This is a genomic window from Kitasatospora sp. GP82 (assembly GCF_029892105.1).
Lineage (GTDB): Bacteria > Actinomycetota > Actinomycetes > Streptomycetales > Streptomycetaceae > Kitasatospora.
On record NZ_JARZAJ010000029.1, the window covers coordinates 78,537 to 91,909 of the forward strand.

At 71.2% G+C, this 13,373-nt stretch carries 11 protein-coding genes and 1 pseudogene; 5 read left to right on the forward strand and 7 right to left on the reverse strand.

What is annotated here, in order from left to right:
• Positions 1-2 precede the first annotated feature (2 nt).
• The 5 genes and pseudogenes from P3T39_RS26555 to P3T39_RS26575 all read left to right on the forward strand — a co-directional run.
• Positions 3-968 (forward strand): adenosine kinase, encoded by a 966-nt coding sequence (locus P3T39_RS26555; RefSeq protein ID WP_280701477.1) that lies wholly within the window; start codon positions 3-5, stop codon positions 966-968.
• Positions 965-2,479, forward strand: coding sequence for a GMC oxidoreductase (locus P3T39_RS26560; RefSeq protein ID WP_280701478.1), 1,515 nt, complete (start codon positions 965-967; stop codon positions 2,477-2,479). The genes P3T39_RS26555 and P3T39_RS26560 overlap by 4 nt, the downstream gene beginning before the upstream one ends.
• On the forward strand, positions 2,476-3,444 hold the full coding sequence (locus P3T39_RS26565) for an aldo/keto reductase (RefSeq protein WP_280701479.1): 969 nt from the start codon (positions 2,476-2,478) through the stop codon (positions 3,442-3,444). Before P3T39_RS26560 ends, P3T39_RS26565 begins: the two co-directional genes overlap by 4 nt.
• Positions 3,445-3,502: 58 nt before the next feature.
• Positions 3,503-5,569, forward strand: a complete 2,067-nt coding sequence (locus P3T39_RS26570; RefSeq protein WP_280701480.1) for a radical SAM protein — start codon at positions 3,503-3,505, stop codon at positions 5,567-5,569.
• Positions 5,570-5,721: 152 nt separating this feature from the next.
• Positions 5,722-6,021: pseudogene (locus tag P3T39_RS26575) on the forward strand (hypothetical protein); the annotation flags it as partial.
• Between the two features lie 7 nt (positions 6,022-6,028).
• Here the strand turns inward: P3T39_RS26575 and P3T39_RS26580 are convergent.
• The 7 genes from P3T39_RS26580 to P3T39_RS26610 all read right to left on the reverse strand — a co-directional run.
• Positions 6,029-6,685 (reverse strand): response regulator transcription factor, encoded by a 657-nt coding sequence (locus P3T39_RS26580; protein ID WP_280701481.1) that lies wholly within the window; start codon positions 6,683-6,685, stop codon positions 6,029-6,031.
• Between the two features lie 594 nt (positions 6,686-7,279).
• Positions 7,280-8,833 carry an FAD/NAD(P)-binding protein gene (locus P3T39_RS26585; protein ID WP_280701482.1) on the reverse strand — a complete coding sequence of 518 codons (1,554 nt, stop codon included), beginning with the start codon at positions 8,831-8,833 and terminating at the stop codon, positions 7,280-7,282.
• Positions 8,826-10,133, reverse strand: coding sequence for a GTP-binding protein (locus P3T39_RS26590; protein ID WP_280701483.1), 1,308 nt, complete (start codon positions 10,131-10,133; stop codon positions 8,826-8,828). The genes P3T39_RS26585 and P3T39_RS26590 overlap by 8 nt, the downstream gene beginning before the upstream one ends.
• A 1-nt stretch (position 10,134) precedes the next feature.
• A complete protein-coding gene (gene cysD, locus P3T39_RS26595) occupies positions 10,135-11,055 on the reverse strand; it encodes a sulfate adenylyltransferase subunit CysD (RefSeq protein WP_280701484.1) in 921 nt (306 codons plus the stop codon).
• 10 nt (positions 11,056-11,065) lie between these two features.
• Positions 11,066-11,851, reverse strand: coding sequence for an ABC transporter permease (locus P3T39_RS26600; protein ID WP_280701485.1), 786 nt, complete (start codon positions 11,849-11,851; stop codon positions 11,066-11,068).
• Complete coding sequence (locus P3T39_RS26605) at positions 11,838-12,626, reverse strand: ABC transporter permease (protein WP_280701486.1); 789 nt, start codon at positions 12,624-12,626, stop codon at positions 11,838-11,840. Before P3T39_RS26605 ends, P3T39_RS26600 begins: the two co-directional genes overlap by 14 nt.
• Positions 12,623-13,373, reverse strand: a 751-nt coding sequence (locus P3T39_RS26610) for an ABC transporter ATP-binding protein (RefSeq protein WP_280701487.1), incomplete at its 5' end; no start/stop codon positions are given. The genes P3T39_RS26610 and P3T39_RS26605, both read right to left, overlap by 4 nt.

Below are 13,373 nucleotides of genomic sequence, written 5' to 3' on the forward strand. Positions count from 1 at the left end.
CCATGAGCACCAAGACCGACATCCTCGTGCTGGGCGGCGCCGGCGTGGACACCATCGTCCACGTCCCCGAACTGCCGCTCCCGTACGCCGACAGCTACATGATCCACCCGGGCATCGTGACCCGTGCGGGGCAGAGCGGTGACTTCGTGGCCCTCGGCGTGACCGCCCTCGGCCTGCGCACCCACCACATCGACCTGCTCGGCGACGACCCCGAAGGCGACCTGGTCCGTGTGCTCCACCGCGACTGCGGCATCCCGCTCACGGAGGTCCCCTCGGCCCGGGGCACCAAGCGTGCGGTCAACCTGGTCGGCCCTGACGGGCGGCGACTCTCCCTGTACGACGACACCCGTTCCCAGGAGAGCGACCGCCTCCCGGACGCCACGGTGCGTGCCCTGGCTTCGGCCAGTCGGCACGCCCATGTGGTGATCACCTACCCGTGCGCCTTCGCGTTGCCCGCACTGCGTGAGGCCGGCGTGACCATCTCCACCGACCTGCACAACTGGGACGGCGTCAACCCCTACCACGAGCCCTTCGCGCTTGCCGCGGACCTTGTCTTCCTGTCCACCACCGCCCTGGCCGACCCGGAGCGCACCATGCGCGACATCGCGGCGCGCGGCCGGGCCCGGATCGTCGTCGCCACCGCCGGCGCCGAGGGCGCATACCTGCTGGCCGACGGGGAGCTGGCGCACGTGCCCGCGGTCGCCCCGCCCGCCCCGGTGGTGGACACCAACGGCGCTGGCGACGCCTTCGCCTCCGGCTTCCTGCTCGGCTGGCTCGCCGGCGAGGACGTACGCCGCTGCGCGCTGTACGGCGCGGTGGCCGGAGCGTACGCGTGCACGGTGCCGTCGACCCGCGCCGATGCCATCGGCCGCGACGAACTGCTGGCTCGGGCCGCCGATCTGGTGCCGACCTCGGACCCGGCGGCAGGGACCGCCCGGAAGGTCGCGTCCGCCGGGAGCGGCGCATGACGCACACGGCAGCGGACGGGCTCCGGTCCGGCTACGACGTGGTGGTGCTCGGTGGGGGCGTGGCCGGCTGCGTGCTGGCCTCCCGGCTGAGCGAGGACCCGGCACGGACCGTCTGCCTCGTGGAGGCCGGGCCCGACTACGGCCCTGAGCAGGAGGCATGGCCGCGTCCGCTGCTGGACGCCCGTGCCCTGCCGCGTACCGATGTCTGGGAGCGCGGCGTCGCGGTTCACCGCATCCGCGCCCGCGTCCTGGGCGGCTCCTCCTGCGTCAACGGCTGCTGGCACACCTGGGGTTCGCACGCCGACCACGCGGAGTGGACCGCCGCCGGCGGGCCACGCTGGTCGGCCGAGGCCATGGCGCCATACCGGACCCGGGCTGTCGAGCAGATGAGGCTGCGGCCCGTGCCGGACCGGGAGTTCTCCGCCTGGAGCCGCGCAACCCTCGCCGCGGCGCGTGAACTCGGCTACCAGGACGTCGACATGGCAGCCCCGGGCGGACCCGGTTACGGCACCCCGCTGCTCAACGCCCACGACGGCCTGCGCTGGAACGCCGCCTTCGGCTACCTCGGACACGCCCGGTCCCGCCCCAACCTGACGATCCTCGGCGGCGCCCACGCCGAGCGGCTGATAATTCGTAACGGCCGAGTCCAGGGCGTCGAGGTCGCCCTGTCCGGGCGGCGCGAGACGCTGACCGCGGACACCTACCTGGTGGCCGCCGGCGCCTTCGGCTCGCCCGCGCTGCTGCTGCGCAGCGGCATCGGCCCCGCCGACCAGCTCCGCGCGACCGACATCCGCCCGGAGGTCGACCTGCCCGGAGTCGGCGCCAACCTGAGCGACCAGCCCGGCCTGTTCGTGCCGCTCGCCCCTACCACCGAGCTCAACTCCGCGCTCGCCGCCCGGCAGCGGGCCGGCGAACTGTACGTCAGTCGGATGCTGATCCGCACGGCGAGCGCGCACTGCCCGCCGGGCTCCTGGGACCTGCACATCCTCCCCTCCGCCGGCGACCCGCTCTTCGGCAGCCTGCCGCCGGGGGAGTACGAGGCGGGCATCTCCGCCTTCCTCATGAAACCCGCCTCCCGCGGCCGGGTCCGGCTCCGCTCGGCGGACCCCGCCGATCCGCTCGACATCCACCCGGGCTTCCTCACCGACCCGGAGGGCCGGGACACCGCCAGGCTCCGCGCGGGCCTGGCCGTCGTCGAACGGCTGGCCGCCAGCTCGCCGCTGCGGCCGCTGGTCGCCCCGCTGACCGGCCGCCCGTCGCAGGACCTGTCCGACGAGGAACTCCGGGCTCGGCTCGGCACCTACTGGCACCCGGTCGGCACCTGCGCCATGGGACGACCCGAAGACCCCGCCGCCGTCACGGACGGCGAGGGACGGGTCCGCGGCGTGGCCAACCTCAGGGTCGCCGACGCGTCCGTCTTGCCGAGCGTCCCCGCCGCCAACACCCAGCTCCCGGTGCTCGCCCTCGCCGAACTGCTCGCCGACGCGCTCAAGGAGGCCGATTCACGATGACCGCTCACAACGCCGTGCCCGCGGACGGCACCCCGCCCGGACCCGACGACCGGCTCGTATACGGCTGCATGGGTCTCGGCGGAGACTGGGACCGCACCCCCTACACGGTGGCGGACGTCGACCGCGCCGAGGCCGCGGTCCAGGCCGCGCTGGAGGTCGGGATCACCGCGTTCGACCACGCGGACATCTACCGCCACGGCAAGTCCGAGACGGTGTTCGGCGAGGTGCTGGCCCGCACCCCTGGTCTGCGCGACCGAATAACCCTGCAGACCAAGTGCGGCATCCGCCTCGCCGACGGCTCCCGGCCCGGCCACTACCACCTGGCCGCCCGCAGCATCGTCCAGCGCGTCGAGGAGAGCCTGACCCGGCTGCGCACCGACGTGGTGGACACCCTGCTGCTGCACCGCCCAGACCCGCTGGCCGCGCCGGAGGAGATCGCCGAGGCGCTTCACTCGCTCCACCGCCAGGGCCTGGTCCGGCAGGTCGGCGTCTCCAACATGAGCGCCGCGCAGATCGCCCACCTCCAGGCGCGGCTGGACCTGCCGCTGACTGTCAATCAGCTGGAGATGAGCCTGGCGCGGCGCGGCTGGGTCGAGGCCGGGGTGCTGCTCAACACGCCGGCTGCGGGCGCGGACGGCTTCCCCGAGGGAACCCTCGAGTACTGCGTGGACCACGGCATCCAGCTGCAGGCATGGGGCGCGCTGGCCCGCGGTCGCTACACCGGCACCGAGGCCTCGCCGGCCGCAGACCTGCTGCGGCGGCTTGCCCGGCAGAAGGACACCACGCCCGAGACCGTGCTGCTGTGGTGGCTCAGGCGCCATCCCGCGCGGATCGTCCCGGTCATCGGCACCAGCCGCCCCGAGCGGATCCGCGCCTGCCGCGACGCCGCCTTCCATGAGCCGGATCTGACCCACGAGGAGTGGTACGCCCTCTGGATCGCCGCCCGGGGCGCCCCACTGCCCTGACCGGCCCGGTGCCACCCCTTCCGCCCCCGTCGCCCCTACCGTCGGAGAACCCACACCCGTGATCGCGCGCACCACTCCCACGACCGCCGTCCCCCAGAGCCGGCTCCAGTCGGCCCGTTTCTACATCACCTTCCGCTGCAACTCGCTCTGCGGCTACTGCAATGTCTGGCAGGACGACAAGTTCAAGGGCTACCAGGAGCTCACCCTGGAACGGGCCTGCCAGATCCTGGACGAGCTGTACGAACTCGGCGTCCGCTACATCGACTTCACCGGCGGCGAGCCGGTGCTGCACCCGCACATCAACGGGATCGTGCAGTACGCCAAGTCGCTCGGCATGACGGTGGAGATCACCAGCAACGGCATCCGCTTCGCCAAGCACATCGACGCGATCGTGCCGTACGTCGACACCATGAACGTCTCCCTGGACACCCTCCGTCCCGACCGCTACCGGCAGATCCGCGGCGTTCCTACCCTGGACCGGGCGCTCGACGTGATCCAGCGGGTGATCGCCGCCGGCTCCGGCAACCTCAAGCTGATCTGCGTGGTCACCCGCGAGAACGTGGACGAGATACCGGACTTGCTGCGCTTCGCCCAGGAGAACCGGATCACCGTCTACTTCTCTGGGATGTTCGACTACTTCGACGAGCAGGACACCGTCCGCGACACCAACCGCACAGCCCGCAAGCTCAAGCTGATCGAGCAGAACGGCAAGCCGCTCGCGGCCCCGGCCGGACGGGCCGGGCGGATGAACGAGTCGGAGCCGACCACCGACCTGGTCGCCGCCGAACTCATCCGACTGCTCTACCAGCCGTTCGCGCTGATCAATCTGCACTTCCGCAAGTACGTGGAGAACCTTGACCCCACCGCCCCAACCGACTGCTACGCCAACAAGCGGATCCTGACCGTAGGCCCGGACGGGCGGTTGGTGCTGCCCTGCTACCACGCCTTCGACAACTCGGTGCAGTGGAACCGCCCACTGCGCGAACTGGTGCAGGACCCGGAATTCCTGCGCGTTCGCGACGAGGAGGTCGGGCACCGCACAGAGTGCCGCGGCTGCACCGTCTTCCCGTACATCGGGCTCTCGTTCAGCTACCGGTTCGACAAGATCTTCCTCTATCAGGCGATCTCCGAGGAGATCGCCAAGATAAAGACTCGCTTCGTCGATCCACTACCGCACCAACTCGCCCTGGACCACGACGCGTTGCAGGCCAGCTACGCGGAGCTGGAAAAGCTGATCGACAACGTGCTGCCCGCCCCCCTGCCGCCCCTCAGCTCCGACCACTTCTACCGCTTCGAGGCCACCGGTACCGGCGTCGCCACCGAGTTCACCACCGGGGAGCTCAGCCTGGCCGAACTGCTGGGTGACCACGCACAAGCGGAGTGCTGGGGGATCCAGCGATCCCCGCACACCTGGATGCGGCTGGTGTACCGGGACCTGGTCCCCGCCCTCAAGGAGCTCGCCGACGCCGGCATGATCCCGCAGGAGGCCTACGAGACCCTGGTCGGCGAGCTCTACGAGGTCCAACTCGCCTGGTGGCAGGGGTACCTCGCGCGCTATTACCGCGGCTGCGAGAACGCCGACACGCAAGGGGCCCAGCAGGTGCTCGCCCGCTTCATCGAGCGCACGACGGCCATGCTGCCCAACGTCCCCCGCGCCACACGGGTACGCGAGGTACTGCTGCACGCCGGCTGCGTCCTGGGCCTGGCACCCGAACAGCTGGCCCCGCTGGCCGTGCACAGCTCCTTCCCTGAGGCCAGCCTGATCGCCAAGCACCTACTCCTCACCGCCGAGCACTTCGATCTGCCGAAGTACGCGGAGCTACTCCCGGCGCAGGCCGCAGAGCCGCTGCGCCTTGTCGTCGAGGAGCCGGACGGTGCGGAGGATCCGGCTTGGCACGGGCACCTGGATGCCGAGACCGCGCGACTGCTCGGTTACCAGGACCCGGTCGGTGCGGTCGATCAGGCCACCGCCGAAAGGCTGGTCAAAGCCGTCCTCGCGCTCGCCGCCCAGCAGCGCGCCGGGTTCGCCGAACGTCTGCTCGCCCACGAGCTGTGCGACCCGCAGGCGTTGCGTCGGCGCGGCGTACACCTGCGGGAGCGTTCGGTCACGAGAGCACACGGCTGAACTGGGACCACCGTGCTCAGGGCCTGGACGGACGTGGAGGCGGCGGGCAGGCTGCGGGTGCTGGTTAACCATCTGGCCTGGTCAAGCGGCATGTCGGTACTTGTGGAGGGACCGCCGAGCTGGTTTCGTCGGCGGACCTGCAGGGCCTCTTGTCGGCCAGGCGTTTCTTCCGGCGCCTCCTCAAGAAGACCCGCTCGGTGTCCCGGTTGATCGTCACCGACAAGCTCCGCCGCCACCTGATGACCGCACCCGACCACCGAGCCGAGATGATCATCCGCTTTGCGATCTGGGACCAGATCACCCACGCCGCCGCCCGACCAAGGCCCGGCACTCGGCCCCACCACACCGCCATACGCCAACACCCCCGACAACGTGACAACGCCCCTCGTCGATCTCGTGGATCACCCTGCTGTCCCCCTGCCTTGCCGGTGGGAGCGCCGATCACGGACTGATCGGCCGTCAGATAAAGCCCTCGCGCAGGGCGTAGGCCACGGCGTGCGCCCGGTTGCGCAGGTGGAGGCGGGTGGTCAGGCCGTGCAGCACGTTCTTGACGGTGCGTTCGGAGTAGCCGAGACTGGCGCCGATCTCCGCGGTGTCCAGGCCGTCAGCGATCAGTCGCAGGATGTCGGTCTCGCGCGCGGCGAGGCCGGTCGGGACGTGGCAGGTGCTGTCACCGGCGTTGCGCTGCATCCGCCCGACCTGGTCGAGCAGGCGCCCCAGCAGGTCGGCGGGGAGGTCGCCCTGACCGCGGGCCGCCGCCAGGACGGCTCGCCGCAGGCGCTCCGGACCGGCCTCGTGCCGCCACAGGATCGCGCTGACGCCGCACTCCAGCACATCCATCAGCTCGGGCTCGCGGATCCGCCCGACGACCAGGACCACCCGTGCGGCGCCGCCGCGGGCCAACCCGCGCAGCTGCAGCAGGGTTGCCGCGTCCGTGGTGTCAGAGAGCACCACGGCGACGGCGGCCCCGGGGCTCTGCGGCCCTTCGCCGATCAGGTCGATCTCGGGGTGCGGCCGGAGCTGACTGACCGCCCCTGCCCGGGAGATCGGGTCGGGGGCATGGACCTCGACGGTGATGCGGGCGGTCTCGGTCGGCCGCTCATGCGTCTGAAGCACGGGTGCCTCCCCAATCGTCTGCCTGTTCTGCGCACTCGTACCTTGACAGCGCGCCGAACGGACCTCCTGGTTCATCCCCGCGGGCGGACGGGGCCGGGCAGCGGCCCGCGCCGGGATCCGGTCCGTTCCCGGGCCCGTGGACCCCGCCGTCACCGCGGCCCGTAATGCCTTGCGGAGGACCGCTCGGCGACCGTCCGTCGCAGCGAGGCGCCGGGCACCGACGCCACGGCCAGGAAGACGCTGCCCTGCTGCTCGAAGACCTCGACCAGGCGCGGCTCAGCAGTGCGGCATCGGCGGTGCGTTCGCCGTGGGTGCGGCGGGGGCCCTGGACGGGTGGGTCGGCGGGGGCCCGAGTGGTGTTCGGAGCGGATGTCACGGCTGTTCGACCTTCCGGCTGTTCCGCTGTCCACAGGCGGGTTGAGCGGTTCCTCGAGATGGATCCTGCCGTGACGATCCGGTGTGCTCAACGTGTTGCCCGTTGCCCAATCGAACGGGCAACATTCCACGCTGGAGGGCATTCGCGGTGCCGGCGGGGGCCAGGCGACACCAGCCGGGCGACCGTGACCGATTCCGCCGATCCGCCCCCCGGCCACCTCATGCTCCTGGTTGCACTGCCGGGCGCACATTTCTCCCTGCCGTCGGGCAGCCGTCAGGCGGTTCGTCGACAGCTGATCGATGTTCCGCCGGACTGGGCAGGGTGAAGGCGGAGCTGTGCAGTGGGCCGTTGTGCACGGGCACGCCGGGGCCGGGCGACAGGGACATGTGGAGTCCAGGACTTCCGCCTCGCCGCCCAGCGTTCTTGGAGCCGAGGAGATCGGCGGCGAGGGCGTGAGCCTGGGCGCGGATCTCGGGAATGGCGGCGGATTCGAACAAGGCGCCCCGGCGCAGCGAGCCGAGGGTCCAGAGGACGGCCGAGGCGGTGCCATCGGCGGGGAGCAGGCGGCCGTTGGGGGTGGTGTGAAAGCCGAGGCCGGTGGGATCGGGGGCAGCGAGGCCGGTGGCGAGGAGGCCGGCGACGAGCGGATCGTCCACGCGGCGTACATCTGCTTGAGGCCCGGTGCAGTTGACGACGGCGCCGACGCTCAGCGTGCGGCCGTCGCGCAGACGTACCAGGACGGAGTCCTGAGTCGCAGCGGCGTCGGCGATCTCGCCCGGGCCGACCTGTATCCGGCCCGCGTCGATTTCGCCCTGCAGGGCCCGGGCAATGGTCGGCGGGATGCGGTGGCGGTGGCTGTTCCACAACGCCTGGTCGTGGTGGAGGAAGTGGGCCCGAGCGGACGGGGAGAGGTGCTGCCACAGTTCGGCGGTGACCGGGCGGAGGCTGTCGATTCCCACCCGCCAGTCGCCGTACGTGCGGCGACAGGCCGAAACGTGGCTCAGCAGGCTGCGGCGGATCTGCTGGATGTCCGCGCCCGAGTCGAAGGAGGGCGGGGGAGCCACGGGTAGCGGCGATTCGGCGTGCGGCTGGGGCAACAGGCCGTGCCGGGAGATCGCCCGGACTGCACGGCCCGCGCGACTGAGGGTGAGTGCGACATCGACCATGGTCAGTCCGGTCCCGACGAGGAGGACGTCGCCGTGGTCCGGCAGGCATTCGAGGGCGCCCGGGGCCCAAGGGGCGGGCAGGTACCGGGAGGAGCGGTGCAGGGCGGGCGGCGCCCAGCCCGAACCGGGGGGAAAGTTGCCCAGAGCGAGGACGGCCGCATCCGCCGGCACCGGTTCGTCGGAGCCGAGGACGAGAGTCACGCCGTGGTCGGTCCGGCGTACGCCCACCGCCCGTTCGTGGACCCGGTGCAGGCGTCCGGGGCCGGGCCCGGACGCCGCAGCGGCCAGCACGTCGGCGAGGTACTCGCCGTAGAGGGCCCGGGGGACGTGATCGTCGCCGGCATGCACGCCGGGGGCGCGTCGGGTCAGCCAGCGGACGAAGTGGTCCGGTGCGTCGTGGTGCGCGCTCATTCGGCCGGCGGGGACGTTGAGCAGATGGTGCGCGGCACTTGAGGCGTAGGCAACGCCTCGACCGGTGACACCCGGGTCGATCAGCCACACCTCCAGTTCGGCCTGGAGCGCGGCCGCCCTGCGGAGAAGCTGTGCTGCGGTGAGGGTGCCGGCGGCTCCGGCGCCGACCACGGCGATGCGGGGCGTCTCAGGCATCGGTGCGGTCACCTCGGAAGAGCCGGCGTGCCTCGCCCGCCATGCCGGCGGTGAGGGTGGTGCCGTCGGCCGGATCGATCAGAAGCAATGACCCGGTACGGCGGTTGTCGGAGTAGTGGTCCAGAGCCAGTGGCTCGGCGGTGCGCAGGACGACGCGGCCGATGTCGTTGATGACGAGGCCGTCGGGGGCGAGCTCGGCGGCGAGGGTGTCGGTGTCGATTCGGTGGGAGACCTCCACCACCAGGGCCCGCACCGTGCGGGTGGTGTGTTTGAGGAGCACCTTGGCACCGGGGAGCAGCGGGCGTTCGTGGAGGTGACAGACGGCAGCTTCGACATCGCGGGTGAGCGCCGGAAGCGGGTCGGTGGCGATGAGGTCGCCGCGTGAGACGTCCACGTCGTCGGCGAGCAGCACCGTCACCGACTGCGGTGCCCAGGCGATGTCGACGGGCTCGCCGAGCAGGTCCAGGGCTGCGACGGTGCTGGTGCGACCGGAGGGCAGTACGGTGACCGGGTCGCCGACACGCAGCACACCGGAGGCCAACTGGCCCGCGTAGCCGCGGTAGTCGGGGTGGTCGGCGGTCTGCGGGCGGATCACGTACTGCACGGGAAAGCGGGCCGGGCAGGCGGTCAGGTCGTGGCTGACGGGGACGGTCTCCAGGTGCTCAAGCACGGTGGGGCCGCCGTACCAGTCCATCTGCGCGGAGGGCTCCACCACGTTGTCGCCGGCGAGCGCGGAGATCGGGATCGCGGTGATCTCAGGAACGCCCAACTCCGAGGCGTACACGGTGAATTCCTCGGCAATGGCGGCGAATACCGGCTCGGCGTAGTCGACCAGATCCATCTTGTTGACGGCGAGTACGACGTGGGGGACGCGGAGCAGGGCGGCGACGGCGGCGTGGCGGCGGGTCTGTTCGACGACGCCGTTGCGGGCGTCGACGAGGACGACGGCGAGTTCGGCGGTGGAGGCGCCGGTGACCATGTTGCGGGTGTACTGCACGTGGCCGGGGGTGTCGGCGAGGATGAACCGGCGCCGGGGGGTGGCGAAGTAGCGGTAGGCGACGTCGATGGTGATGCCCTGTTCGCGTTCGGCGCGCAGGCCGTCGGTGAGCAGGGCGAGGTCGGGTGCGTTCTGGCCGCGGCTTTGGGAGGCGCGTTCGACGGCCTCCAGCTGGTCGGCGAGGACCGACTTGGAGTCGTGGAGCAGGCGGCCGACGAGGGTGGACTTGCCGTCGTCGACGGATCCGGCGGTGGCGAAGCGCAGCAGCGAGGCGGGTCCGGTGTGGACCGTGGTGGTGGTCATGTTAGAAGTACCCCTCGCGCTTGCGGTCTTCCATGGCGGCTTCGGAGAGCTTGTCGTCGGCCCTCGTGGCGCCGCGTTCGGTGAGGCGGCTGGCGGCGATCTCGGTGATGACGTCGGCGATGGTGGCGGCGTGGGAGTCGACGGCGCCGGTGCAGGACATGTCGCCGACCGTGCGGTAGCGGATCAGTCGCCGCTGGACGCTCTCGCCCTCCTTGGGGCCGCCCCAGGCGCCGGCGGTGAGCCACATGCCGTCGCGGGCGAAGACGTCGCGCTCGTGGGCGTAGTAGATCTCCGGGAGCTCCATGTTCTCGCGCTCGATGTACTGCCAGACGTCCAGCTCGGTCCAGTTGGAGAGCGGGAAGACCCGTACGTGCTCGCCGGGCGTGTGCTTGCCGTTGTAGAGCGACCACAGCTCGGGGCGCTGGCGGCGCGGGTCCCAGGCGCCGAACTCGTCGCGCAGCGAGAACACCCGCTCCTTGGCGCGGGCCTTCTCCTCGTCGCGGCGACCGCCGCCGAAGACGGCGTCGAACCTGTTCGACTCGATGGCGTCCAGCAGCGGGACGGTCTGCAGCGGGTTGCGGGTGCCGTCCGGGCGCTCGCGCAGCCGGCCGTCGTCGATGAAGTCCTGCACGTGCGCCACGTGCAGGCGCAGGTTGTGCCGGGCGACGGTGCGGTCGCGGTACTCGATGACCTCGGGGAAGTTGTGCCCGGTGTCGACGTGCAGCAGCGAGAACGGCACCGGCGCGGGCCAGAATGCCTTCAGCGCCAGGTGCAGCATCACGATGGAGTCCTTGCCACCGGAGAACAGGATCACCGGACGCTCGAACTCCCCCGCCACCTCGCGGAAAATGTGCACCGACTCCGCCTCCAGCGCCTCCAGCTGCGAGAGTGTGAAAGTGCAACCGCCGGTTGCTGTCGTCATACCGTGCCCCTCAGGCGAACTCGTCGAAACCGGTGCGGCGAGCCCGGACACTCTGGACCCGCAGGACGGCCGTCATGACGCCGAACCAGCCGAGGGCCACCACGAACTCCCAGCCGACGTCGCGGAAGTCGCTCCGCCCCGCGATGAACTCCCGTACTGCGGGGAGGCCGTGGGCGATCGGGAGGAGCTCGGTCAGGGCCCTGAGCCAGCCACCGGGGTGGCCCAGCGACACCAGGACACCCGAACCCAGCATGATCACTGTGTTCAGGAGGTTGCCGACCAGGACGTCGGAGCGCCGTCCGGTGGCGACCGCCGCGCCGGCCAGACCCAGGCCCAGACTGGACAGCGCCATCAGGACGTAGAGCGGGAGGAGCGGCAGCACGCGCAGGATCAGACCGGGGGAGCCGAGCAGGAGCGAGTCCACCAGCAGACAGCACACCAGCAGGACGAGACCGTGTGCGCCGTGCACCCAGGCCCGTAGCGCCGCCACCAGGCCGACGGGCATGACGCCCCGGCGCAGGCTCGGCATCGTGCCGGAGTCCTTGTCGTCGACCAGGACGTCCGCGACCGCGATGACCGTCTCGCCGACCATGACCTGCGCCAGGGCGCCGGTCATCAGGAAGGTGTCGTCGCCCAGGTGCAGCATCCTCCCGAGCAGGACGAGGAACAGGACCTGCATCAGGGCCTGCGGAAGCATGCTGGAGAGGAAGACCCGGACCGGGTAGACGACCAGGAAGTCGCTCAGGGACAGTCGGCAGACCAGACGGGCCCGCCACACCATGTCAGAAGAACTCAAGGGTGCCCCGCCTCCGTCCGAGATCGACCGCGCGTCCGAAGACCGCGACTCCGGCCGCGGCGTAGAGCACGCCGAGCGCTGCCAGTGCCGCCACCTGCCCCGGTTGGACCGAACGGCCCAGCGCACACTCGCTGGTGAGTACCTGCGCCCAGTGCAGGCTGATGAACCAGGACGGCCAGCGCAACCAACTCGGCATCAGCGTCAGGGGGATGAGCAGACCACCGGCCAGCACCACCGGGTACATGAGCGCCTCCGAGATGCGCACCGCGGCCCGGGTCAGGATGAACAGAGAGCCGAGCAGCATGGCCAGTCCGACGGTGCTCAGTGCCGCCAGCACCGCGAGGGCGACGAAGAGCAGCGGGCGGTCGACGTGCACCGGCGTCCCCAGGGCCAGCATCATCACCGTGGTGGTGACGCTGATGGCCGTTCCGGAGACGGCCACCGCGCCGAGGCACTTGCCGAACAGCACCACGCGTGCGTCGCACCAGCTGCGGATCAGCTGCGGCATCGTGCCCTGCGCGCGTTCGCGCCGCAGGATGCCGCCGGCCGACCAGATCGTGCTGCCCCACAGCGTCATCATCGCGGTGCCGAGCATGTCGGTGGTGGCGGCCTCGGGCGTCAGGGCCCGGCCGTGCATGGTGATGACGAGGTAGGCCGCCGGCTGCACCACTCCGAGCAGGATGGGGAAGGGGCTTCCCCTCATGCCGGTGATCTGGAGCCGCGCGGCGGCCAGCACGACCTCCAGATAGCGCAGGGCTCGAGCCGCGGCGCTCATCGCGAGCCCGTCCGGGGCTCGGAACCGGCGGACTCGGTCAGCAGCTGGAAGACGTCCTCGAGTCCGACCGGGCGGACCTGCACGTCGGCGGTCCCGGCCAGGCCCACGAGTTGCTCCACCGAGTGCAGCAGCTCCTGAGTCCAGCGTTCCACGGGCAGCTCCAGGGTCCAGGAGTTCTCCGCGGCGGTTAGCCGGGTCTGGCCCTGGCGTACCGCAGGGTGCTCGGTCATCGCGCTCGGGACCGTGCCAGTGCCGCTGATGGCCAGGGTCGCCACGGAACTGGCCTGGCGCAGGAACTCCGGCAGCGTCAGGTCGTGGGTGATCCGGCCGCCCTGCAGCAGGACGACCCGGTTGGCCAGCCGCTCGATATCCAGCAGTTGGTGGCTGGTCAGCAGGATGGAGACGCCCTCGGAGCGGAGCTTCGCGACAGACTGACGCAGTCGCTCCGCCTCCGGTGGGTCCAGGCCTGCCGTCGGTTCGTCCAGCAGGAGGAGTTTGGGGCTGCCGATCAGGCCGATCGCCAGGTGCAGCCGTTGCCGCATTCCGCGGGAGAACGTCTCCACGCGTACCCCAGCCGCCTCGCCGAGGCCCACAGCCTCCAGGGCCGGCAGCGCGGACTGCTTGACCTCGGCCCGGGACAGGCCGGAGAGCATGGCGAAGAAGTGCAGGTTGTCCAGGGCGGTGAGTCGGCCGTAGAGTCCGCGTTCCCCGCCCAGGACCATCGAGGTGAGGGCTCGGACCCGCTTG